Here is a 23,990-nt window from a genome sequence, read left to right on the forward strand (position 1 = left end):
TATGCTGCCCCGCACCGGGGGGCAAGGGCGGCGCGTCATCGCTGCCCGAACAGCCATGCCGCCCACAGCCAGCCGGCGATCATCAGCACGCCGCCCACCGGCGTCACCGCGCCCAGCCATTTCGGACCGCCCAGAGCCATGACATAGAGCGAGCCGGCAAAGATCGCCGCCCCGGAGAGAAGCGTCGCCGCCGCCCCGCGCGCCACGCCCATGATCGCCAGCGCGGCCACTGCGTGGATCAACTGATAGAGGCCGCCGGTCCGCAGCCATTCCGCCGCCTTCGGGTCGCTCGCGCCATGCGCCCCGAATGCCCCGGCGCCGATAGCCAGCGCCGCCGACAGGCAAGCGAAGACAGCGATCATGCTCCCTCCCCATCGCCCCGGCTGACGAGCCGCATCGCACGCCCCGGGCGGTACATCAGATCCTTGGCGGCGAGCAACGTGCCATGCTCGATCTGCGCGGCCATGCGCTGTTCGTCATTGGCGCGATATTGCCGCTCCACTTCCTCGACCTCCTCCCCCGGCACGCCCAGCGCCTGCATCGCCATCACGCCCATGCAGACCGCCGACTCATACACCTCGCGCACTATCCCGGCCAGGTCCATGCCCTCCAGCGCCAGCACCTGCCGCCGGTCGAAGGCGCGGACCATCAAGGCCGCCTGCGGAAAGGCTTCGGCCACCGGCTCCAATACACGCCGGTCGAGCGTGGGATCGTCGATGCAGAAGGCGATCAGCCGCGCGTCCTCCCCGCCCGCTCGGCGCAGCAAGTCGATGCGGGTGCCGTCGCCATAATAGACCTTCATGTCGAACCGGCTCGATGTCTCGATCTGCGCCGGCTTCTTGTCGATTAGCACGACGTCGAAGCCATGCCCCATCAGCATCTGCGCGACGGTCTGGCCGAACCGGCCATAGCCCACGATGATCGCGGTGCCGCGCGGCGCTTCGTCGGGCGTGGCAAGATCGGGCCGGTCTTTCGGCGAGGCGAATTCGAACCGCCGGGCGAACAGCATCAGGAAGGGCGTCGTCGCCATGGAGAAGGTGACGATGGCGCTGAACAGGCTCGCTGCTTCCGGCGCGATCAGATAGGCATTCTGCGCCTGCGCGAACAGGACGAAGCCGAACTCGCCGCCCTGGCTCAGCAGCAGCCCCGCGCCCAGCGCCTGTTTCCAGTCCATGCCGAACAGCCGGGCCAGCCCCGTGATGATGGCGGTCTTGGTCGCGACGAGGATCGCGGCCATGGTCAGGACAAATAATGGGTTGGCCGCCACCGCGCGCAGGTCCAGCACCATGCCGACCGCCAGGAAGAACAGGCCGAGCAGGATCGACCGGAACGGCTCGACATCGGCCTCTATCTCATGGCGATAGGGCGAATCGGCCAGCATCACGCCCGCGACGAACGCGCCCAACGCCGTCGACAGGTGAAGCGTGTGCATCAGCGCCGCCGCCGCCAGTACGGTGAAGAGGCCCACCGCGACGAACAATTCCCGCTCGCCCAGCCGCCCGACCAAACCGAGCAGCGGCCGCAGCACGAAGCGCCCGGCGAGCACCAGCCCCACGATCGCCGCCACCGTATAGCCCGCCAGCACCCATCCCGGCGGTCCGGCGGCGTCGGCCGGGTTACGCGACAGGGCGGCGATGATGGTGATCAGCGGAACGATCGACAAATCCTGGAACAGCAGGATTGAAAAGACTTTTTCGCCGAAGGGCGAATTGATGCGCCCGCTCGATTTCAGGCCCGGCAGCACCTGCGCGGTCGAAGACAGCGCTAGCGGCATCCCGAGCGCGATCGCCGCGCCCCAGCTGAATCCCGTGCTGTAGAAGATGATGGCGGTCAGGACGCAGCCGCAGGTAACGACCTGCGCCAGGCCAAGCGCGAAAATATCGCGCTTCAGCCGCCAGAGACGCGCGGGATGAAGCTCCAGCCCGACGAGGAACAGCAGCAGGACGATGCCGATTTCGGCGATGGCCAGTTTCGATTCGCCGCCGCCGACAAGGCCCAGCCCCTGCGGCCCGACCAGCGCGCCCGCCACCAGATAGCCCAGCACTGCGCCCAGCCCGAACCGGCGGAACAGCATCACGAACGCCACCGCCGCGCCCAGCAGGACGACGCCTTCGCCCAGCAATATGTCAGTGGCGCTGGCTGCGGCATGATTGGGCATCAGGCGTCCGCCATTCGTGCGGCCTCGGCGATCGCCTCGAACCCCAGTCGGATCGAGGCGTGGCGGGCCGGATAGCCGCGCGCCGGAGCCAGCACCGCAAGCCCCGGCCAGAATTCGAGATCGTCGCTCTCTCCAGCCAGATAAGCGGTCAACCTGTCGCGCGCGTCCGCCAGCTCCGTGGCGCTCATGCCGATCGCCTGCGCCGCCATCAGCGATGCTGACGCCTGCCCCAGCGCACACGCCTTCACGTCCAGCCCCATGTCCGCGACTCGCCCTTCAGCCATTCGCACGTCCACGATCACCCGCGACCCGCAAGTGGGCGACCGCCGCTCGACGCTGGCCTGCGCGTCCACCAGCCGCTGGTGATGCGGGATGCTGGCGGCCAGCCGCAATATGTCTTTGTTATAGAGGGGAGCGCTCATGCCGCTCCATGTAGGCCAGGAAGCGGCCGGGGTGAAGGCAGCAAGCGAATTTAGCGTCCGCGCTGCTTCTCAATGCACTTCGACTGTAAATCCACATTCCGAATCATTGGCGCAACAAAAAAGGGGCCGGACGGCCGACCCCTTTCTGTAGCGATATCTGAACGATCAGCGCTTCGAGAACTGGAAGCTGCGGCGGGCCTTCGCCTTGCCGTACTTCTTACGCTCGACGACGCGGGGATCGCGGGTCAGGAAGCCTTCGGCCTTGACCGCGCTGCGCAGGGCCGGCTCATACTTGCTGAGCGCCTGAGCGATGCCATGCTTGACCGCGCCGGCCTGACCCGACAGGCCGCCGCCCTTGACGGTGCAGATCACGTCATACTGGCCCACGCGATCGGTCACGCCGAACGGCTGGTTGATGACGAGACGCAGCGTGGGACGCGCGAAGTAGATTTCCTGGTCGCGGCCGTTGACGGTGATCTTGCCGGTGCCGGGCTTCACCCAGACGCGAGCGACGGCGTCCTTGCGGCGGCCGGTGGCATAGGCGCGGCCGAGGCTGTCGATTTCCTGCGCGCGCAGCGGAGCGGAGGGCTGGACCGGAGCGGCGGGCGCTTCGCCGGCTTCGACGGGCGCAGCGGCCGGAGCCGGAGCGTTGGCGGTCAGCGACGCGAGGTCGGACAGGGACTGGCGGTTATCGGACATTATGCACCCACCTTGTTCTTGCGGTTGCGCGACGCGAAGTCGAGCACTTGCGGGTTCTGGGCTTCGTGGACATGCTCGGACCCGGCGAAGATGCGGAGATTGCGCATCTGCTGGCGGCCCAGCGGACCACGGGGGATCATGCGCTCGACGGCCTTTTCAAGCACGCGCTCGGGGAAACGACCTTCCAGGATCTTGGCCGGGGTGGTTTCTTTGATGCCGCCGGCATAGCCGGTGTGCTTGTAATAGACCTTGTCGGTCAGCTTGCGGCCGGTGAACTTCACCTTCGCCGCGTTGATGATGATGACATTGTCACCGCAATCGACATGGGGGGTGAAAGACGTCTTGTGCTTGCCGCGAAGGATGTTCGCGACGGTCGAAGCGAGGCGGCCGACGACGAGACCTTCCGCGTCGATCAGGATCCACTTCTTTTCGACCGTGGCCGGGGTCGCCGGCTTGGTGGTCTTCATCAGCGCCTTCATGGTGCCAATTCTCCAGAATGAAAAAGGAAACCGGGCACCGTTGCGGGCACCCGGAAGTGGGGCGCTAATGACCGGTGACACCCTTCAAGTCAAGAGCAACCGCGGCTTTGCTGACGGGTAAAATGATACCGCGGGTCAGCGGGCGGGCGTCAGGGTGCGACGTTCGGTCAGCGTGTCGCCGCCGACGGTAAGGTGGCGCGTCTGGCTTTCGACGAGGCCCGAAGCGCGCGACACGCGGTAGCGGATCGCCACCGTCACCCCCTCCCCCTTGAGTTCCTCGGCCAGACCGAACGCGCCGCCGTGGCGCTCGACCAGCCTCACCGCACCCTCGACCGGGACCGGCCGGCCCAGCGGCGATCCGGCCTGGGTGCGGAGTTGCCGGCCAGCGCCATCCTCGACAGTCACGCCGGCGAAGAGGAACAGCGGCTGGAACTCGCCCGCGAGCAGCGCGAGGCGTGATTCGGGCGAAAGGGCGGCGAATAGCGCCTGGACATTCTTCGCGGCGCGGTAGCGGTCGCTGTCTGGCGGGAAGCCGGCGAGCATGGCGTCCACGCCATTGCGGACCTTCGCCCAGACCGCCTCCGCATCGTCAAGGCTGACGATGCGGCCACGATCGTCGAGCCGGAAGTGCAACTCCAAGCCGATGAGCGGCCCCATGGCGGCGCGATAAGGGGCGGCGCGATGTTCCGCAGCATCGCTGTCGATCTCTCGAAGGGTGGCGATCAGCGTATATCCCTCGCCCGCCCGCGTGAACCGAAGGTTGCGGACCGACGTGAAGCGCGCGCTTTTCCCGTCGACCGGGCGATGCTGCTCGATCAGATATGTAAAGGCCCGATCGACCGGTGGAGCGAAGGGGATGGTGATGGTCTCGGCGACGACCGGCTGAGCGAACGCAATAAGGATAACGGGGGCCGCGAGCCCCAGCGCGGCCCTCATGCGCGCTCCGCGCCGATGCTGTGCGCGCCCCAGGCGGCGGCGGCGACCACCAGCGCGCCGACCGCCTGGTGCAGCACCGCAACCGGAAGGTCGATGCCGCTCAGCACGGTGGCGATGCCGAGGATAATCTGCGCGCCGACGCTGATGTGGATGGCGATGGACGCGCGGCGCTGCCCTGCCCTTTTGGCGCGCGCCGCCAGAACGAACAGCCCGGCCGCCGCGACCCAGGCCCACCAGCGATGGAGGAAGTGGACGAGATAGGGATCGCTCGACAAAGTCGCCCAGAGCGACCCCGTCCAGTCGATTCCTTCGGGGACCAGATGATCGTTCATCAGCGGCCATGTGCTCGATACATAGCCCGCGTCCAGCCCGGCGGTGAAGGCGCCGAGCATGAGCTGGACCAGCAGCAGAAGCAGCACGACGATCGCGACGGGACGCGGTCGCGCGGGCCGGGCCTGCGGGTCGCGGGCGAGCGCGAGCAGGTCGAGCGCGGTCCAGATGAGGCCGCCCATGATGAAAAGCGCGGTCAGCAGGTGCACCGCGAGGCGATAATGGCTGACATCGGTGCGAACCGACAGGCCCGACTTCACCATCCACCAGCCAATCGCGCCCTGCAATCCGCCAAGCGCCAGCAGGGCCACCAGCCGGGGACCATAGCCGGCGGGAATGGCCCGCTTCCAGGCGAACCAGACGAGCGGCAGAGCGAAGGCAAGGCCGATCAGCCGGCCGAGCAGCCGATGCACCCATTCCCAAAAGAAGATGAACTGGAAAGCGGCAAGGCTCATGCCCCGGTTGATCTCGCGATATTCGGGGATTTGCTGATAGTCCCGGAACGCCGCCATCCATTGGTCGTGGGTCAAGGGCGGGATCGCGCCGGTGATCGGCTTCCATTGCGTGATCGACAGGCCCGATTCGGTGAGGCGCGTAATGCCCCCCACCACGACCATGCAGAAGACGAGGAAAGCGACGCCGAGCAGCCAGCGGCCGATCGCGGCCGGGCGGGAGCGGACGGACAGAGAGGGCGCGATCATGCCGCGGTCCATGCGCCGGAAAGCAGCCGGTTTCAAGTCGTTGCGACAGAGCATCACCGGTCGCGCAGACATCTTCACCATGAAACCAAATGGCCGGGGGGACGTATCTGACCCAAAGGTCATACATAACATAGGTATTCGATGATGACGGGGCCGACCGGCACGGCTGCGATGATCGCTACGCAAGGCGCGCTGGGCGCTCTGACCGCCGCGATCGATGCGCCGTCTCCGCTGGGGCCGGTCAATCGCTGGTCGCCCTCCCTGGTTTCCACCGTGCGTCTGATACTGTCGTCCAAGGCGGAGATCGTGCTGTTTTGGGGACCAGACCTCTGCGCGCTCTACAACGAAGCCTATGCGCCGACGATCGGCGACAAGCATCCCGGCGCGCTCGGCCGGCCAGCGTGCGAGGGCTGGGCGGAATTGTGGGACGATCTGGGGCCGCTGCTCCGATCCGTGCTCGACAGCGGCGAGACCATCCACGCCAAGGACCGGCCCTTCTATATCGAGCGCGACAATGGTCGGGGCGAGGATGTCTATTTCGACATCAGCTATTCGCCGGTGTTCGAGGCCGACGGGACGATCGGCGGAGTGCTGTGCATCGTCAGCGAGACGACCAAGCGGGTGCTGGCCGAACGGGCGATGCTGGCTGACCGCAACCGGCTCTGGGCGCTAGCGCGCGATCCCTTCGTCATCGCCGATGCGGCGGGCACATGGCTGGCCGCGAGTCCCGCCTGGACAGAGATATTGGGGTGGAGCGAAACCGAACTGGTCGGGCGGACATCGCGATGGATGGAGCATCCCGACGACGCGGCAGCGACCCGTCAGCGGATCGAGTGGCTCGCGGCAGGAGAACCGGTGATGCGCTTCGACAACCGGTTCCGCACCAGGGACGGCGATTACCGCACCTTCAGTTGGACCGCCGTTCCCGACGGCGAACTCGTTTATTGCGTGGCGCGGGACGTGACCGAACAGCGCGCCGATGCGCGGCGGCTGGCGGAGGCGGAGGCAGAGCTGCGTCAGGCGCAGAAGATGGAGACGCTGGGGCAACTGACCGGCGGAATCGCGCATGACTTCAACAATCTGCTCCAGATCGTCACGGGCAATCTGGACCTGCTGGCGCGCGCGCTACCGCCGGGCGACGAGAAGCTGCGCCGGATGGTCGAACGGGCGTCGGCCGGGGCGGAGCGCGCGGCGGTCCTGACCCAACGGCTGCTCGCTTTCTCCCGCCGCCAGCCGCTCGACCCGCGCCCGATCGATCCCAACCGGCTGGTGGCTGGCATGTCCGACCTGCTCCACCGCACGCTGGGCGAAACAATCGTGGTGCGAACGGTCGAAACGCCGGATGCCTGGCCGATCGAGGTCGATGTGAACCAGATGGAGAATGCGCTGCTCAACCTGGCGGTCAATGCGCGGGACGCGATGCCGGGCGGCGGCACGCTGACGATCGAGGTGGCGAACAGCCGGATCGAGCCGGACAGCACGTGGGGCGAGGATGTCGCCCCCGGCCCCTATGTGCTGATGGCCGTGTCCGACACGGGCGAAGGCATGGACGCGGCCACGCTGGCCCATGCGATCGAACCCTTTTTCACCACTAAGGAGGTGGGGCGTGGCACGGGCCTTGGCCTGTCGATGGTCTATGGTTTCATCAAGCAGTCGGGCGGGCATATGCGCGTGCATTCCGAGCCGGGCGTCGGGACGAGCGTCCAGCTTTACCTGCCCCAATATCAGGGCATGGTCGCGGCCAATGAGGATGAGGCGGACTGCGTGGAAGCCGCGCCGGCCGGCGGGCGCGAGACCATCCTGCTGTGCGAGGATGATGACAATGTTCGCGCCTATTCGGTCGAGGTGCTGCGCGACCTTGGCTATCATGTCGTGCCGACGAGCGACGGGCCGGCGGCGCTTGCGGCTTTGGAAGCGATCGACGGCCGGGTCGACCTCCTCTTCACCGACGTGGTGCTGCCCGGCGGGATGACAGGCGCGGACCTTGCCCACGCGGCACGGGAGCGCTGGCCGGGGCTGCGGACATTGTTCACGACCGGCTATGCCCGCGACGCGATCGTCCATCATGGGCGGCTGGACGCGGGCGTGGAGCTCCTGCCCAAGCCCTTCAGCTATGCCGAGCTGGCCGCCAAGGTGCGCGAAATGCTGGACCGGGAAGCAGCGGTGGCGCAGGCGGGCTGAAAGGTCAGTCGCGCGACGCCCGCCATGCCGCCACCAGCGCGCGGGCGCGCGCTCCGACGGTCGCGGCATCCTCGCCCGGCTTGAAAAGCGCGCCGCCCACGCCGATGCCTTCGCAACCGGCGGCGAGCCAGTCGGCGAACGAGTCCGCGCCGGTGCCGCCCACCGCCCAGACGCCGACATGGGGCGGCAGCACGTCCTTCACCGCCTTCACATACGCGCCGCCCAGGCGCGCGGCGGGGAAGAGCTTGATGCGGCGCGCGCCCGCCGCAATGGCAGCGAAGGCTTCGGTGGGAGTCATGAAGCCGGGGAGCAGCTCCATGCCCAGTTCCGCGCCGCGCGCGATGACGGCGGGGTCGGTGTTGGGGGTGACCATGATGCGCCCGCCCGCTTCGTGCAGCGCTTCGACCGCCGCGACGCTCAGCACCGTGCCGCCGCCCACCAGCGCGATGTCGCCGAACGCGGCCTGCATCGCGGCGATGCTGACCAGGGGATCGGGCGAGTTAAAGGGGACTTCGAGTATGCGGATGCCGGCGTCGATCAGCGCCGCGCCGACGTCGATCGCCTCGTCGGGGCGAAGGCCGCGCAGAATGGCGCAGACGGGCGGCGCGCCGCCGGCCAGCAGCTGATCCAGGGTCATGGGTTCATCTCTCCCGTAAAGCCGAGTCCCGCAAGCACGCAGGCGTCGCCATCCCTGTGCCCGACCCGGATATTGTGCCGGGCCAAAGCCTCGCCATAAAGGCCGCAGAGCCGCGTGTCGCCGATCAGCAGCGCCTCCCCCGCTCCGCCGACGTGGGCCAGCATTTCGGCCACCTCACCGCCGATCAGCAGGCCCGACAGATAGCCCGCCGCCCAGCCGGGCGATCGGCCGGCGCGGAGCTGCATCGATCGGGAGTTGAACAGCGAGTTGTACAGTTGATTGGGGTGCGCGCGGGCCAGCCCTTCGGCGAAACCCGCTGCCTCGTCGGTCGGATCGACCGGCGCGCCGCGCGGCCCGAGGGTCGAATGGTCGCGCAGAAGGGCGAACAGCTCGCCGGTCGGCACGGTGCGGAAGCGGGCGATGCAGCCATCCTCGATCCATACCCATTTATTGTGGGTGCCGGGGAGGAGGAGCAGATGCCGCCCGCGCGCGAGCGCGGGATCGCGGGCGAGCGCGCCGAATATCTGCGCTTCCTCGCCGCGCATCACGTCGGGCATGCCATCTTCGTCGGTGCAGGCGAGGCCGGCGAGGATGGTGACAGGAACGCCGCGCCAGTCGAAGCGCGCGGCGGCGGTGCGCCATGCAGTCGCATCGGCGGGGCAATCGGCATAGGGCGCCTCGACCCAGCCGTCGCGGGCTCCAGCCATGCCGCAAAGGGTGACGGAGGCAGGCAGGCCGTCGTCCAGCCAGGGCGCGATCGTCTCGGCAAAGGCCGCCTCCGCCGCTTGGCCGACCGCACCGATTCCCGGTCCGTCGCAGCGGGCGACGATGCGGTCGCCCTCCACCCGGAACAGCCGCAGCCGGCTCGTCCCCCAGTCCCCCATCACGTGATAGTCGGCCACATCTGGTCCTTGAAATGTTATTTGTATGAGTATATCACCCAATCAAGCGCGTCAACGCGCGCTCCTTTTCTCTGCGTCAGGATGCCCGATGACCGATAGCTCGACCCCCGCCCCGAAACTGCGCAGCCGCGCCTGGTTCGACAACCCCGACAATATCGACATGACCGCGCTCTATCTGGAACGCTACCTGAATTTCGGGCTGAGCCTGGAGGAATTACGCAGCGGCAAGCCGATCATCGGCATCGCGCAGACCGGCAGCGACCTGTCGCCCTGCAATCGCCACCATATCGCGCTGGCCGAGCGGATGCGCGACGGCATCCGCGAGATGGGCGGCATCGCCATCGAATTTCCGTGCCATCCGATTCAGGAGACGGGCAAGCGCCCGACCGCGGGCCTCGACCGCAACCTCACCTATCTGGCGCTGGTGGAGGCGCTCTATGGCTACCCGCTCGACGGGGTGATCCTGACCACCGGATGCGACAAGACGACGCCGGCGCTGCTGATGGCGGCCGCGACCGTCAACATTCCCGCCATCGCCCTGTCGGTCGGGCCGATGCTGAACGGCTGGTTCAAGGGCGAGCGGACCGGATCGGGCACGATCGTCTGGCATGCGCGCCAGCTGCTCGCGGCCGGTCAGATCGACGATGAAGGTTTCATCAAGCTGGTCGCGTCGTCCGCGCCCTCGACCGGCTTCTGCAACACCATGGGCACCGCCAGCACGATGAACGCGCTCGCCGAAGCGCTGGGCATGATGCTGCCCGGCTCCGCCGCGATCCCCGCCCCCTATCGCGACCGGCAGGAAGCCGCCTACCGCACCGGCAAGCGCATCGTGGAAATGGTGCATGAGGATCTCAAGCCCTCCGACATCATGACGCTGGACGCATTCCACAATGCGATCGTCGCCAATTCGGCGATCGGCGGATCGACCAACGCGCCCATTCACCTGGCCGCCATCGCGCGGCACATGGGTGTCGACCTGCCGCTCAAGGATTGGGAGACGGTGGGACACAAGGTGCCGTTGCTGGTCAACATGCAGCCGGCCGGCGAATATCTGGGCGAGGATTATTATCGCGCCGGCGGCCTGCCCGCCGTCATCGGCCAGTTGATCGAGCACGGGCTGATTCGCGAGAACGCCATGACCGTCAATGGCAGGACCATGGGCGAGAATTGCCGGGGCGTCCCGATCGAGGATGAAAAGGTCATCCGGCCCTTCGCCCAGCCATTGAAGGAGGAAGCTGGCTTCCTGGTGCTGTCGGGCAATCTGTTCGACGCCGCCGTCATGAAGACCAGCGTCATCAGCGACGAATTCCGCCAGCGTTACTTGTCCAACCCCGATGATCCCGAAGCCTTCGAGGGGCCCGCGATCGTGTTCGACGGGCCGGAGGATTATCACCACCGCATCGACGATCCGGCGACCGGGATCACGCCCGACACGCTGCTGTTCATGCGCGGCGCGGGGCCGATCGGCTATCCCGGCGCGGCCGAGGTCGTGAACATGCGCCCGCCTGCCTATCTCATCACCGAGGGCGTATCGGCGCTGCCATGCATCGGCGACGGCCGCCAGTCGGGCACGTCGGGAAGCCCCTCCATCCTCAACGCATCGCCCGAAGCGGCGGCGATGGGTGGGCTCGCGCTGCTCAAGGATGGCGACCGGGTGCGAATGGACCTGAAGGCCGGGGTCGTGAACGTGCTGATTTCCGACGAGGAACTGGAGGCGCGTCGCGCCGCGCTGGTGGCGGCGGGCGGGTTCAAATATCCCGCGTCGCAGACCCCCTGGCAGGAAATCCAGCGTTCGGTCGTCGGCCAGCTCAGCACCGGCGCGATTCTGGAGGGGGCGGAGAAATATCAGCGCATCGCGCAGAGCAAGGGACTGCCCCGCGACAATCATTGATAGCGCTACCGTAAATCCTATTGAAAGGCGGGGAATGGCGGGCCATCTGGTGCCCGACCCCGCCTTCTTCCCGACATCATCAGGAGACAGCCATGTTCAACGGAGCCATCCTTATCGGCGCGAGCGAGCGCCATAGCGGCACCCCCTTCAGCGCCATCAACCCTTCCACGGGCGAAAAGGGCGAGGTCGCCTTTTCGAGCGCCATGCCCGCCGAGGTCGAGGAAGCCGCCGCGCTGGCCGACGCCGCGTTCGAGACCTTCTCCACCCTGTCCCCCGATGCGCGCGCGACCTTCCTGGAGACGGTAGCCGACAATATCATGGGGATCGGCGACCTGCTGATCGAAACCGCGATGGCCGAAACCGGCCTCCCCCGCCCCCGGCTGGAGGGCGAGCGTGGCCGCACCGTGGGCCAGCTGCGCCTGTTCGCATCCTATGTGCGCCTGGGCGACTGGCTCGACGCCACCATCGACCGGGCGATGCCGGACCGCGCGCCGCTGCCGCGCGCCGACCTGCGCCGCGTCAACCATTCGGTCGGCCCGGTCGCGGTGTTCGGCGCGTCCAACTTCCCGCTCGCCTTCTCGGTCGCGGGCGGCGACACCGCGTCGGCCTTCGCCGCCGGATCGCCAGTGATCGTCAAGGGGCATAGCGCCCATCCCGGCACCGGCGAGCTGGTCGCCCGCGCCATTCAGGCGGCGGTCGCGAGCTGCGGCCTGCCCGAAGGCGTGTTTTCCTATCTGCCGGGCGCGGATCGATCGCTGGGCAGCGCGCTGGTCGCCGACCATCGCATCAAGGCGGTGGGCTTCACCGGGTCGCGTGGCGGCGGCACCGCGCTCATGAAGATCGCGGCCGAGCGCAAGGAGCCGATCCCGGTCTATGCCGAAATGTCGTCGATCAATCCGGTCGTGCTGCTGCCGGGGGCGCTCAAGGACCGCGCCGAGGCGCTGGGCGCGGGCTTCGTCGCGTCGCTGACCATGGGATCGGGGCAGTTCTGCACCAACCCCGGCCTCGTCATCGCGCTCGACGGGCCGGACCTCGACACGTTCGTCGCTTCGGCAGCGCAGGCGCTGTCGGGCGCAGCGCCGCAGGTCATGCTGACGCCGGGCATCCACCAGGCCTATGAGAAGGGCGTTGCCGCGCTGGTCGGCGCGGACGGCGTGACCACCGTGGCGCGCGGCACCGAGCCGGAGGGCGTAAACCGGGGCCAGGCGGCCTTCTTCGCGACCGACCGGGCGACGTTCGAGAGCAACCCGGTGCTGGCGGAGGAAGTGTTCGGTTCCTCGTCGGTCCTGATCCGCTGCTCCAGCATTGAGGAAGTGATCGCCACCATCGCGGGCCTCGAAGGCCAGCTGACCGCGACGCTTCAGCTGGGCTCGGGCGACGAGGCGGATGCGGCCAAGCTGCTGCCGACGCTCAGCCGCAAGGTCGGGCGCATCCTGACCAATGGCTGGCCCACCGGCGTCGAAGTGACGCACGCCATGGTCCATGGCGGCCCCTTCCCCTCCACCGCCGATGGCCGCTCGACCTCGGTCGGCACGCTGGCGATGATGCGCTTCCTGCGCCCCGTCTGCTATCAGGACGTGCCCGACGCGCTGCTGCCGCCCGCGTTGCAGGAGAGCAATCCGTGGGGTCTGACCCGCCGGATCGAGGGCAAGCTGGACTGCGCCGCATGACGATCCGGGCAGGGCTCGTCGGCCTCGGCAAGATCGCGCGCGACCAGCACCTGCCCGCGATCGAGACGATCCACGGCATCGACCTGGTCGCGGTTGCCAGCCGCAACGCGCGGGGGGATGGGGTGAATAATTACCCCGATCTCGGCGCGATGCTGGCGGGCGAACACGACCTCGACGCCGTCATCCTCTGCCAGCCGCCGCAGGTGCGCTATGCGGCGGCGCGGCAGGCGATATTGGCGGGGAAGCATGTTTTCCTCGAAAAACCGCCGGGCGCGACCGTGACCGAGGTGGAGGCGCTGGTGGCGCTGGCGCAGGCGCATAATGTCACGCTCTACGCAAGCTGGCACAGCCGCTATGCCGCCGCCGTCGCGCAGGCGAAGGCGTGGATCGGGGAGCGGACGATCCGCAGCATCGACATCCAGTGGCGCGAGGATGTGCGGCACTGGCATCCGGGCCAGCCCTGGATCTGGGAGCCGGGCGGCTTTGGCGTATTCGATCCGGGCATCAACGCGCTGTCGATCCTGACCGAGATCGTGCCGGAGGCCGTGATGCTGCTGTCGGCCGAACTGGAAGTGCCGGAGAACAAGCAGGCGCCGATCGGCGCGACGCTGAAAATGGCGACGGCATCGGGCGCTCCGGTCGATGCCGTGTTCGACTGGCGGCAGACCGGGCCGCAGACCTGGGACATCGCGGTCGAGACCGACCGGGGCAGTCTGCTGCTGTCGGAGGGCGGGAACACGCTGCGGCTCGACGGCGAGGTGCAGCTGAAAGCGCCGGATGAGGAATATCCGGCGATGTATCGCCGCTTCGTGGGACTGGTGGCGGAGCGGCGGATCGACGTCGACCTCGCGCCGTTGCGGATCGTGGCCGACGCCTTCCTTTGCGGGCGGCATTGCCCTACGGCGGCATTCGAGGACTAACCGACGGAGCGGGGATGATGGGGAGCGCGGACAAGCCAGGCGAGGAAAGCGCGCTCCGCATCCATCAGGCGATCGCCCGCGACCTGGGGACCGCGATCCTGACCGGCCGGCACAAGCCGGGTGACCTGTTCGAGGGCGAGATCGATGCATCGGACCGGCTGGGCGTGTCCCGCACCGCCTATCGCGAGGCGGTGCGCATCCTGATCGCCAAGGGGATGTTGGAAAGCCGGCCCAAGGCGGGCACCCGCGTGCTGCCGCGATCCCGCTGGAACGTGCTGGACCCCGAAATGCTGGCCTGGATGTTCGCGGGCGAGCCCGACGCCGATTTCATCCGCGACCTGTTCGAACTGCGCGGTGTGATCGAGCCGGCGGCGGCGGAGTTTGCCGCCCGGCGGCGGACCGACGAGCAGCTTGCCGTCATGGAGGCCGCGCTGGCGGAGATGGGCCGACATGGCCTCTCCAGCCCCGACGGGCGCGCGGCGGACCAGCGGTTCCACCATGCGGTGCTTGCCGCGACGCATAATGACGCGCTCGCTGCGCTGGCGAGTTCGGTCGGGGCTGCGGTGAGCTGGACCACCACCTTCAAGCATCGCAAGCAGATGATGCCGCGCGATCCCCTGCCCGACCATCGCGCCGTCTTCGCGGCCATCGCCAGCCGCGACACCGCCGCCGCGCGCGCCGCGATGATGGAGTTGCTGCGGCTGGCGCTCGCCGACATGGACATACCGATGAACGAGCCGGGCGGCTTCGACTCTCTGCCAAAACCTTAGGTAGGATGGGCGTTTACCGAAACGATCCGTTCGCCTTCACGGCTCTGGATTGATTGGGGGCCGCCGCCTATTGTGGTGGTGCCCCTTGAGCATTTCGGAGAGTCTTGCCCCATGAAGAAATTTCTCATCCCCGCCGCTGCCCTGATCGCGATTGCCGGCGGCACCATCGTCATCGCGCAGGCCCCGTCCGCGCCCGGCAGCAAGGACGCCGCGAAGGTGAGCGGCGGCAGCTACAAGGTCGATGGCGGCCACACCCAGGTCGTCTTTGCCTGGGATCATATGGGCTTCACCAACAACGCCGGCACGATCGCCGAGCCGACCGGCACGCTGACGCTGGACAAGGCCAACCCCGCCAACAGCAAGGTCGAGGTGACGTTCCAGATCGCGAACCTGCGCACCGGCGTCGCCAAGCTGGACGAGCATCTGATGAAGCCGGACTTTTTCGACGCGGCGAAATTCCCGACCGCGACCTTCGTATCGACCAGCGTCAAGCCCGAAGGCGCGACCGGCGCGGAGATCACCGGCAACCTCACCCTGCACGGCGTTACCAAGCCGGTCACGCTGGACGCCGAATTTTACGGCGCGGGCGTGCAGCCGATGAGCAAGAAGGAGAATATCGGCTTCGTCGCCACCGGCACGATCAAACGCAGCGAGTTCGGCATGGGCTACGGCGTGCCGATGGTGGGCGACGCGATCGAGCTGAAGGTCATCGCCGGCTTCGAGAAGCAGTAATCCGGCGCACGGCATAATCCTGGGACGGGAATGGGGCCGGCTTGCAAGTCGGCCCCATTCTGCGTTATGGGCGCTTCATCATGCAGAGCGTCGCGCTTCTTACCCTGCTTCGACTTACACGCCCTTAGGCGTGGCTTTTGGGCTGCCTACCGACTAAAGGGCAGCGTTGATCCGCCTAAGGGCACTCATATCAGTCAAGTCGATCACCGGACGCGCCACGGGCGCGCCGCGCAGGAATAGCCATCATGCTGACCGAACCGTCCCTGAAATACCGCCCCTTCCCGCAAGTGGACCTGCCCGACCGGCAATGGCCGTCGCGCGTCATTACCGCCCCGCCCCGCTGGCTGTCGACCGACATGCGCGACGGCAACCAGTCGCTGATCGATCCCATGAACGCGGAGAAGAAGCGGCGCTTCTTCGACCTGCTGCTGAAGGTGGGGGTCAAGGAGATCGAGGTCGGCTTCCCGAGCGCGGGGGCGACCGAGTTCGACTTCATTTCGGGGCTGGTGCGCGATGGCGCGATCCCCGACGATGTGATGCCGCAGGTGCTGACGCAGGCGCGCGCGGACCTGATCGCCACCACGTTCGAGAGCCTGCGCGGCGCGAAAAAGGCGATCGTGCATGTCTATAACGCCGTGTCGCCCGCCTGGCGGAACATCGTGTTCCAGATGGAACGGCATGAGGTGCGGGACATCGCGGTCCATGCCGCCAAGCTGCTGCGCGACCATGCCGCCGCCCAGCCCGACACGGACTGGCACTTCGAATATTCGCCGGAAACCTTCTCGACCGCCGAGCTAGATTTCAGCCTGGAATGTTGCGAGGCGGTGATGGAGATATTGCGGCCGACGCCGGAACGGCCGCTGATCCTGAACCTGCCCGCGACAGTCGAATGTGCGACGCCCAACATCTATGCCGACCAGATCGAATGGATTTGCCGCAATATTTCGAAGCGCGACAGCGTGGTGATTTCGTTGCACACGCATAACGACCGGGGCACCGGCGTCGCTGCGGCGGAACTGGGAATCATGGCAGGCGCGGACCGCGTCGAAGGCTGCCTGTTCGGCAATGGCGAGCGCACCGGCAATTGCGATTTGGTGACCGTCGCGCTCAACATGTACACCCAGGGAATCAATCCCGGCCTCGACTTTTCCGACATCGACGAGGTCATCCAGACGGTCGAATATTGCAACCAGCTGCCGGTGCACCCGCGCCATCCCTATGCCGGCGAACTGGTTTTCACCGCCTTTTCCGGCAGCCATCAGGATGCGATCAAGAAGGGCTTTGCCGCGCAGGAGGCGCGCAACGACCAGATTTGGAACGTGCCCTATCTGCCCATCGACCCCAAGGATCTGGGCCGCGACTATGAAGCGGTGATCCGCGTCAATTCGCAGTCGGGCAAGGGCGGCGTCGCCTGGGTGCTGCAACAGGACAAGGGCTACAAGCTGCCCAAGCGGATGCAGGCGGATTTCTCCAAGGTGGTGCAGGCTCTGGCCGACAGCAGCAGCCGCGAGCTCAACGCGGCCGACATCGGCGAGGCGTTCGAGGCGCATTACTGCCTGACCGGGACACAGCCCTACGCCCTGATCGACTATCATGAGGGCGGACAGGCGGGCGACCGCATCTTCACCGGCACGATCGCCCATGACGGCGTCGAGCGTTCCGTATCCGGGCGCGGCAACGGCCTCCTCTCCTCGGTGCTGGCGGCGCTGCGCGAGGCGTTCGGGGTCGAACTGGAGATCGCCGACTATAGCGAACATGCGATCGGCGCGGGCAGCAATGTGAACGCGGCCGCCTATGTCGAGTGCCGCACGACCGACGGGCGCACCATCTTCGGCGTCGGCACCGACAGCGACGTGGCGACCGCTTCGGTGAAGGCGGTGCTGTCCGCTGCGAACGGGGTGGCGGCACGAGGGTGACGCGGCGCGCGGGGATCAGCCTGGCGGCTGGTCCCTGATCGACGGGCGCTCCAGCATTTCGTCGTAGCGTATCTTGAACTCTTCGGCCGTCATCAGCCACTGACGAAGGGCGTCCAGGTTCGGCAAGGCGGCGTGCGCCATCAGCGTCTCGATGCTTTCGGGTGGCCGGCCCAGGAGCCAGACGAAAGCGTTATAGGCATCGACCACGTTGGGCGGCCGGTTCAAGCCGTGGCGGTGCACCATCTCCTGCATGAGCACGGGAACGAGATCGGTGAGCACATCGGCCCCCGATCGCGCCAGCCGCCGCCACCGGCCATTCTCCAGCAGTGGGGCCTCTTCACCGAACGCATCGAAGCTGGCCCGCAGGCGGGCGCCGAGTTCCACCGCGCTCGGCGGTTCGGCCGGATGGAAGGCGAAGTTTTCCCGGTCGAACCGCCGCTCCATCAGCCGCCAGCATGCGGCCGCATAATGCACCGAGGCGGGACCATATTTCGCATTGTCGTCGCTCCATAAAGGCCCGTCATAATCGAGAAGGGTCGCAGCCTCGATGCGTTCGGCGCAGTAACGGCCCATCATATCCTGCATCGGCGCCCGCGCGCTCCACGCCATGAAATCGGAGCGGAAGTCGATATGGGTGCGCGCGCGCCCGCGATAATCCCAAGTCGGCTTGAAATTGAGGATGAGGACACGGCAGTCCGGCAGCGCTTCGTTCATGAAATTGCAGAAGCGGTTGAGCGCCTGCCGATGGAGGCGGACATAGTCGGGCGAGCCGAACGGAATGATTTCAAACCGATCGAGAAATGTCGTTCTGGGCGGGCGCGGCTCGGCGATCAGTTCGTAAGGAAAGGACATAAAGCCTTCGCCGTCGGTCAGCAGCGCGCATCGTATGTCACGGATGAAATCCACCACCAGCAGGTCAGGCGCGACCTCACGCATTCGCTGCCGGAAATTCTTGCGATTTTCGTAGGACAGGTGCCGCCGACATTCCGGCGTCAGTTCCGACATGTCCCCGAGGTCGAGCACCTGCGGGTCCATCAAACTGACGCTGCTGACGCGAAAGAAGCGAAGACTGGGCACGGGATCATCAAGCACATGCTTGATGAATTCCTCGCTATAACAACTTCCTACATAAGCGACGTTCACCCCGACCCCTTCCCCACGGTTGACATCGAACTGTCACATAAGAGGGGATCGGCTATGGCGGGTCAACCCTTGGCGCCGCGGCGGAAACAATCGGTAACTATCCAATCATCATGAGGCTGGCGTTGCCGCCAGCCGCCGTGGTGTTGATCGAAGTCGATCGTTCTTCCAGCAGCCAGTCGAGGCAATAGCCTTGCGCGTCGGCATGGACGGGGACGATCGGGCCGGGAAGGTCGGCGACATGCTGCATCGTGGCGAGGATTTTCGCCGCGTCCCCTTCCACCAGCGCGGCGGCATAGGGGCCGGTGGCGATGCTGCTGAAGCGGGCGGCAACCTCCGACGGCAGGCCGGGCGGCGGGGTCACGCCTTCCACCACGCCGACATTGCCGGTGGCGAGCACCGCCGCCATCTGGCGAAACAGTCCCTGGCGCGTCGCGGGGCGCAACAGGACGCGGCCGCGCGGATGAAGCGCATAAAGGTTGCGTTCGCCCACCGGGCCGGGAAGCGTCAGTTCAACCCCGAGCGCCGACGCGTCGCCCATATGGCGGGCCTGCGCGGCGGCATCCCCCTCGCCCTGCGCGTCGAGCCAGTCGGCGAAGGCGCTGAGCGGCGAGCGGAGATGGCTGACGCGCTCGGCGAAAACCGGCGGGGTCGTCACCAGCCGGCCGAGATAGAGCGGCCCGCCCGCCTTTGGCCCGGTGCCCGACAGGCCGCAGCCGCCGAAGGGCTGAACCCCCACGATCGCGCCGATGACGTTGCGGTTGACGTAGATGTTGCCGACCTTCACCCGCTCGGTCACGCGCGCGATGGTTTCGTCGAGGCGGGTGTGCAGGCCGAAGGTCAGGCCATAGCCGGTGGCGTTGATGGCATCGACCAGCGCGTCCATCCCCTCGCGGCGGAACCGCAGGACGTGGAGGACCGGGCCGAATATCTCGCGGCTCAAGTCCGCGATGCTGTCGATCTCTATGATGGTGGGGGGCACGAAGGTGCCGTGCGCGGCTTCGGGCGGCAGCAGGCTCTGGTCGATCCGGCGGCCCCATGCCTCCATCGCGGCGATATGGCGGTTGATGCTGTCGCGGGCTTCGGCGCTGATGACGGGGCCGATATCGACCTTCAGAGCATCGGTGCGGCCGATGCGGAGTTCGCCAAGCGCGCCCTTCAGCATGGCGAGCGTGCGGTCGGCAATATCGTCCTGAAGGCAGAGGATACGAAGCGCGGAGCAGCGCTGCCCGGCGCTGTCGAAGGCGGAGGCGATGACGTCCGCCACCACCTGCTCCGCGAGCGCGCTGCTGTCGACGATCATCGCGTTCTGGCCACCTGTTTCGGCGATCAGCGGGATCGGCTTGCCGGCGGGCGAGAGGCGGGTGGCGAGCTGCTTCTGGATCAGGCGGGCGACGTCGGTCGAGCCGGTGAACATCACCGCCTGCGTTTCAGGCGCGGCGACGAGGGCCGCGCCGATGGCGCCGTCACCGGGGACGAGGTGGAGGGCGTCGGTCGGGATGCCCGCATCATGCAGCAGGCGCACCGCCTCGGCGGCGATGAGCGGGGTTTCCTCGGCCGGCTTGGCGAGGACGGCGTTGCCCGCGACCAGAGCGGCGGCGACCTGTCCGGTGAAGATCGCCAGCGGGAAGTTCCAGGGGGAGATGCAGGTGACGACGCCCAAGGCCCGCTGCGCCGGGCCGAAGGTGGCGCGAGCCTGGGCGGCGTAATAGCGCAGGAAGTCGATCGCTTCCCGGACTTCGGCGATGGCGTTGGGCAGCGACTTGCCGGCTTCGCGGACGATGAGGCCGAGGAGGATGGGCATGCGGGCCTGCATCGCGTCGGCGGCGCGATCGAGCGCGGCGGCGCGATCGGCGACCGGCACATCGGCCCAGCGCGAGGTTGCGGCACGGGCGGCGGCGGCGCGCGCTTCGTCGGGCGAGGCTTCGGTGACATGGCCGACAATGTCGCGATGATCGGCGGGGTTGAGGACCGGACGGCTCTCCCCTGCCCCGTCCTGCGGCGCGGCAGTCCAGTTCAGCGTCGCGCTATGGCGAAGCGATTCGCCGATGTCGGCAAGCGTCGCTTCGTTGCTGAGGTCGAGCCCGGCGGAGTTGCGGCGGTCGGGGTAGAGGTCGGCCGGCAGCGCGATCTGGTCATGCGGATCGCCGGGATGCGGCATGGCGCGGATGATATCGGCCGGGTCGGCGACAAGGTCCGCGATGGGCACTTGCGGATCGGCGATGCGGTTGACGAAGCTGCTATTCGCGCCATTTTCCAGCAGGCGGCGGACAAGATAGGCGAGCAGCGTTTCGTGCGTGCCGACCGGGGCGTAGATGCGGCAGGGGCGGTCGAGCTTGTCCGCGCCGACGACCTGTTCGTAGAGCGGCTCGCCCATGCCGTGCAGGCATTGGAACTCATAGTCGCCGATCGCGAAATCCCGGCCGGCGAGATGATGGATGGTCGCCAGCGTCTGGGCATTATGGGTGGCGAATTGCGGGAAGACGGCATCGCGCGCGCCCAGCAGCTTCTGCGCGCAGGCGATATAGGCGATGTCGGTGTGGAGCTTGCGGGTATAGACCGGGAACCCCTCCAGCCCGTCCACCTGCGCGCGCTTGATTTCCGCGTCCCAATAGGCGCCCTTGACCAGGCGGACCATGATGCGGCGGTTCGCGCGGCGGGCGAGGTCCACGATCCAGTCGATGACGAAGGGGCAGCGCTTGCCATAGCCCTGCACGACGAAGCCGAGGCCGTTCCAGCCGGCGAGGTCGGGGTGCAGCGCCAGGCTTTCGAGCAGATCGAGCGATAGTTCGAGCCGGTCGGCCTCCTCCGCGTCGATGTTGAAGCCGATGTCGTAGCTTTTGGCGAGCGCGGCGAGTGTCTTCACGGCGGGGAGCAGTTCGCTCATGACGCGGTCGGCCTGCGCGCGGCTGTAGCGGGGGTGGAGGGCGGAGAGCTTGATCGAGATGCCCGGGCCGGCATAGATGCCACGCCCGGCGGACGCTTTGCCGATGGCGTGGATGGCGTTTTCATAATCGGCATAGTAACGCGCGGCGTCGGCGGCGGTGGTCGCGGCCTCGCCCAGCATGTCGTAGCTGTATGCGAAGCCTTTCGCCTCCATGTCGCGGGCGCGCTTCAATGCCTCGCCGATGGTTTCGCCAGTGACGAACTGTTCGCCCATCATCCGCATGGCGAGGTCGACGCCCCGCCGGATGACCGGCTCGCCCGCGCGGGCAACGAGGCGGGTGAGCGCGGCGGTGAGGCCGCGATCATCGACGCTGCCGACCAGCTTGCCGGTGACGACCAGGCCCCAGGTGGCGGCGTTGACGAACAGCGACTTGCCGCCCCCCAGATGCGATCCCCAGTCGCCGTCGGCGATCTTGTCGCGGATGAGGGCGTCGCGGGTCGCGGTGTCGGGGATGCGGAGCAGCGCTTCAGCAAGGCACATGAGCGCCACGCCCTCCTGACTGGAGAGCGCATATTCCTGCACCAGCCCTTCCACGCCGCTGCCCTTGCGGTTGGCGCGCAGCGCGGTGACGAGGCTGGTAGCGGTTTCGGCGATCGCGGCGCGGACCTTGGCCGGCAGGGTGGCGGAGCGGATCAGCGGCGCCATCGCCGCCGCCTCGTCTCGGCGATAGGCGGCGGTGATCGCGGCGCGCAGCGGGGTGGCCTGACGGATGGCGGGGGCGAAGGTGGCGAAGGGCTGTCCGGTCATAGGGGCATTATAGCGGAGGAGCCAACGTCATTCCGGCTTATCTCGACCCCGAATTGAGGCCGAATGACTTATTATCGATGTCATGCTAGGCAGAAAGAATGGAAAAATCGCCCGATCTCGACGAATATGACCGCCGCATCATCGCCGCGCTGGTGGAGGATGGGCGGATGACCGTCACCGATTTGGCGGCTGCGGTGGGCCTGTCCAAGACGCCCTGCCAGGTGCGGCTGCGGCGGTTGCAGGAGAGCGGCGTCATCCGCGGCTTTCGCGCGATCGTCGATCCGGCGAAAATGGGCATGGACCATGTCGCCTTTACCGAGGTGAAGCTGAGCGACACGCGGGAAGCGGCGCTGGAAGAGTTCAACGCGGCGGTGCGCCGCATCCCCGAGGTCGAGGAATGTCACATGCTGGCGAGCAATTTCGACTATCTGCTGAAGGTGCGGACCGCCGACATCCGCCGATATCGCGCGGTGCTGGGCGAGAAGATCAGCGCCCTGCCCCATGTCGCCAGCACATCCACCTTCGTCGCGATGGAAACAGTGCTGGAGTCGGGGAGCCGGCGGGTCAGTCGAAGAGGCTGAGCGGCACAGCGTCGCCCATCGCCCTGTAGCCAGCGGGCGAAGGATGGAGCGCGTCGCCGACATCATAGGCGGGCAGCAGGCGGTCGGGGCGCGCGGGGTCGCGGGTGACGCGGTCGAAGTCGATCACGGCGTCGAAATGGCCGGGCTGCCGGATCCAGGCGTTGACCGCCTGCCGATCCGCCTCATTCTGCGCGTCGGCATGATAATAGTCGTTGCCGACGAAAGGCATGATTGTAGCGCCGATGACCCTGATACCCTTCGCTCGGGCGCGGGCGATGATCTGCCGGTAGGCGCCGATGATACGGGCGACATGGGCTTCGTGCGCCTGGCGGCTGACCGGGGCTTCGCGGGTCAGCGTGCCGAGATCGTTGATGCCTTCGAGCAGGATCAGGTGGGTGACGCCCGGCTGGCCCAGAACGTCGCGGTCGAGGCGGGCGACCGCGTTGGGGCCAAGGCCATCGTCGAGCAGCCGGTTGCCTCCGATCCCCTGATTGACGATGGCGGTTTTGCGCCGCTTGCGATCGGCCTGAAGCCGCTCGGCCAGGCGATCGGTCCAGCGATCATTGCCGTTGGTGGTGGAGCCGCGGCCGTCGGTGATCGAATCGCCCAGCGCGACGATCAGCCTTGCCGGGGCGCAGCGCTCGACTTCCAGGCCGGAAAGGTGGAACCAGTGGTCGAAATGGGATGCATCGGCCATCGTGGCGTCGGACAGATGATGGCCCGGCAGATGCCACGATGTCGCGCGCGAGCCGGGGTGCGAGGTTTGTTCCGGTTCGCCGTCATAGCGGATGGAGACCGCGATATTCGCCAGCGCCGCGACCGGCATCGGCACCGGATCGGACAGATAGTCCGCGCCCGGCGGGACGATCACGTCCGCCTTTCCATCGAAGCGGAGCGGGAGAACGCTGGCCGGATCGACGGCCGGTGACGCGCTGCCCAACGCCCGCGCGATGCTGACGCCCGCGATCCGCAACGGCTGGGTGCCGGCGACATTGGAGAGGCGCACGCGCAGCCGGTCGCCCGCCACGGAAGGGCGGATGATCTGGCGCAGCGTCTGGTCCTTGAGCGTGCCGGGGGGCAGGACGGCGTCGTTTACCGGCTCATATTGCGCCGAGGCCCAGGCGGCGACCCAGGCGGGCGCACACTCCTTCGCTTGCGCGGGGGCGGCGGCGATGAGGGCCAGGGGCAGGAAGATCAACGGTCGCATCTCGGGCTCCCCAAGAAAAGGGCT

20 protein-coding genes are annotated in these 23,990 nt (G+C 67.3%); 8 read left to right on the forward strand and 12 right to left on the reverse strand.

Annotated elements, in window-relative coordinates; translation table 11 throughout:
* Nucleotides 1-35 precede the first annotated feature (35 nt).
* From ACETPF_RS02725 to ACETPF_RS02755, 7 genes are all read right to left on the reverse strand, one after another.
* Entirely contained in the window at nucleotides 36-362 is a 327-nt protein-coding gene (locus tag ACETPF_RS02725) for a DUF423 domain-containing protein (RefSeq protein WP_373932727.1), read from the reverse strand.
* Complete coding sequence (locus ACETPF_RS02730; RefSeq protein ID WP_373932728.1) at nucleotides 359-2,158, reverse strand: cation:proton antiporter domain-containing protein; 1,800 nt, start codon at nucleotides 2,156-2,158, stop codon at nucleotides 359-361. The genes ACETPF_RS02725 and ACETPF_RS02730 overlap by 4 nt, the downstream gene beginning before the upstream one ends.
* Nucleotides 2,158-2,580, reverse strand: coding sequence for an iron-sulfur cluster assembly scaffold protein (locus tag ACETPF_RS02735; protein WP_373932729.1), 423 nt, complete (start codon nucleotides 2,578-2,580; stop codon nucleotides 2,158-2,160). The genes ACETPF_RS02730 and ACETPF_RS02735 overlap by 1 nt, the downstream gene beginning before the upstream one ends.
* Before the next feature lie 165 nt (nucleotides 2,581-2,745).
* The gene (gene rpsI / locus ACETPF_RS02740; RefSeq protein ID WP_373932730.1) at nucleotides 2,746-3,279 is read right to left on the reverse strand and encodes a 30S ribosomal protein S9; all 534 of its coding nucleotides are present in this window, start codon (nucleotides 3,277-3,279) and stop codon (nucleotides 2,746-2,748) included.
* On the reverse strand, nucleotides 3,279-3,758 hold the full coding sequence (rplM, locus tag ACETPF_RS02745) for a 50S ribosomal protein L13 (protein ID WP_373932731.1): 480 nt from the start codon (nucleotides 3,756-3,758) through the stop codon (nucleotides 3,279-3,281). Before rplM ends, rpsI begins: the two co-directional genes overlap by 1 nt.
* A gap of 135 nt (nucleotides 3,759-3,893) precedes the next feature.
* Entirely contained in the window at nucleotides 3,894-4,694 is an 801-nt protein-coding gene (locus ACETPF_RS02750; RefSeq protein WP_373932732.1) for a hypothetical protein, read from the reverse strand.
* On the reverse strand, nucleotides 4,691-5,725 hold the full coding sequence (locus tag ACETPF_RS02755; RefSeq protein ID WP_373932733.1) for a COX15/CtaA family protein: 1,035 nt from the start codon (nucleotides 5,723-5,725) through the stop codon (nucleotides 4,691-4,693). The genes ACETPF_RS02750 and ACETPF_RS02755 overlap by 4 nt, the downstream gene beginning before the upstream one ends.
* Nucleotides 5,726-5,869: 144 nt before the next feature.
* On the opposite strand from ACETPF_RS02755, the gene ACETPF_RS02760 reads away from it, so the two are divergent.
* Nucleotides 5,870-7,906 carry a hybrid sensor histidine kinase/response regulator gene (locus tag ACETPF_RS02760; RefSeq protein ID WP_373932734.1) on the forward strand — a complete coding sequence of 679 codons (2,037 nt, stop codon included), beginning with the start codon at nucleotides 5,870-5,872 and terminating at the stop codon, nucleotides 7,904-7,906.
* Nucleotides 7,907-7,910: 4 nt separating this feature from the next.
* Here ACETPF_RS02760 and ACETPF_RS02765 read toward each other — a convergent pair whose 3' ends face one another.
* Nucleotides 7,911-8,543 (reverse strand): 2-dehydro-3-deoxy-6-phosphogalactonate aldolase, encoded by a 633-nt coding sequence (locus tag ACETPF_RS02765; RefSeq protein WP_373932735.1) that lies wholly within the window; start codon nucleotides 8,541-8,543, stop codon nucleotides 7,911-7,913.
* Nucleotides 8,540-9,445 (reverse strand): 2-dehydro-3-deoxygalactonokinase, encoded by a 906-nt coding sequence (locus ACETPF_RS02770; RefSeq protein ID WP_373932736.1) that lies wholly within the window; start codon nucleotides 9,443-9,445, stop codon nucleotides 8,540-8,542. Before ACETPF_RS02770 ends, ACETPF_RS02765 begins: the two co-directional genes overlap by 4 nt.
* A gap of 88 nt (nucleotides 9,446-9,533) precedes the next feature.
* Between ACETPF_RS02770 and ACETPF_RS02775 the strand changes: the two genes are divergently transcribed.
* The 6 genes from ACETPF_RS02775 to leuA all read left to right on the forward strand — a co-directional run bounded on the left by ACETPF_RS02775 (nucleotide 9,534) and on the right by leuA (nucleotide 17,344).
* Nucleotides 9,534-11,336: an IlvD/Edd family dehydratase gene (locus tag ACETPF_RS02775; protein ID WP_373932737.1), complete on the forward strand. Its 1,803-nt coding sequence runs from the start codon at nucleotides 9,534-9,536 to the stop codon at nucleotides 11,334-11,336.
* Nucleotides 11,337-11,428: 92 nt separating this feature from the next.
* Entirely contained in the window at nucleotides 11,429-13,006 is a 1,578-nt protein-coding gene (locus tag ACETPF_RS02780) for an aldehyde dehydrogenase (NADP(+)) (RefSeq protein WP_373932738.1), read from the forward strand.
* A complete protein-coding gene (locus ACETPF_RS02785; protein WP_373932739.1) occupies nucleotides 13,003-13,926 on the forward strand; it encodes a Gfo/Idh/MocA family protein in 924 nt (307 codons plus the stop codon). The genes ACETPF_RS02780 and ACETPF_RS02785 overlap by 4 nt, the downstream gene beginning before the upstream one ends.
* Before the next feature lie 17 nt (nucleotides 13,927-13,943).
* Nucleotides 13,944-14,696 (forward strand): FadR/GntR family transcriptional regulator, encoded by a 753-nt coding sequence (locus tag ACETPF_RS02790; RefSeq protein ID WP_373933050.1) that lies wholly within the window; start codon nucleotides 13,944-13,946, stop codon nucleotides 14,694-14,696.
* A 111-nt stretch (nucleotides 14,697-14,807) separates the two neighbouring features.
* Nucleotides 14,808-15,428: a YceI family protein gene (locus ACETPF_RS02795; RefSeq protein WP_373932740.1), complete on the forward strand. Its 621-nt coding sequence runs from the start codon at nucleotides 14,808-14,810 to the stop codon at nucleotides 15,426-15,428.
* 242 nt (nucleotides 15,429-15,670) lie between these two features.
* A complete protein-coding gene (gene leuA, locus ACETPF_RS02800; RefSeq protein ID WP_373933051.1) occupies nucleotides 15,671-17,344 on the forward strand; it encodes a 2-isopropylmalate synthase in 1,674 nt (557 codons plus the stop codon).
* Nucleotides 17,345-17,359: 15 nt separating this feature from the next.
* Here leuA and ACETPF_RS02805 read toward each other — a convergent pair whose 3' ends face one another.
* Together ACETPF_RS02805 and putA are read right to left on the reverse strand one after the other, a co-directional pair.
* Complete coding sequence (locus ACETPF_RS02805) at nucleotides 17,360-18,487, reverse strand: DUF6270 domain-containing protein (protein WP_373932741.1); 1,128 nt, start codon at nucleotides 18,485-18,487, stop codon at nucleotides 17,360-17,362.
* 97 nt (nucleotides 18,488-18,584) lie between these two features.
* Nucleotides 18,585-22,178: a trifunctional transcriptional regulator/proline dehydrogenase/L-glutamate gamma-semialdehyde dehydrogenase gene (putA, locus tag ACETPF_RS02810; protein ID WP_373932743.1), complete on the reverse strand. Its 3,594-nt coding sequence runs from the start codon at nucleotides 22,176-22,178 to the stop codon at nucleotides 18,585-18,587.
* Nucleotides 22,179-22,276: 98 nt separating this feature from the next.
* Here putA and ACETPF_RS02815 point away from each other — a divergent pair, with 98 nt between their 5' ends.
* A complete protein-coding gene (locus tag ACETPF_RS02815; RefSeq protein ID WP_373932744.1) occupies nucleotides 22,277-22,759 on the forward strand; it encodes an Lrp/AsnC family transcriptional regulator in 483 nt (160 codons plus the stop codon).
* On the opposite strand, the gene ACETPF_RS02820 is transcribed toward ACETPF_RS02815, so the two are convergent.
* Nucleotides 22,743-23,966, reverse strand: coding sequence for an SGNH/GDSL hydrolase family protein (locus ACETPF_RS02820; protein ID WP_373932745.1), 1,224 nt, complete (start codon nucleotides 23,964-23,966; stop codon nucleotides 22,743-22,745). The two genes, ACETPF_RS02815 and ACETPF_RS02820, sit on opposite strands and share 17 nt — an antisense overlap.
* Between the last annotated feature and the right edge of the window lie 24 nt (nucleotides 23,967-23,990).

It is taken from the genome of Sphingobium agrisoli (assembly GCF_041877245.1).
GTDB lineage: Bacteria > Pseudomonadota > Alphaproteobacteria > Sphingomonadales > Sphingomonadaceae > Sphingobium.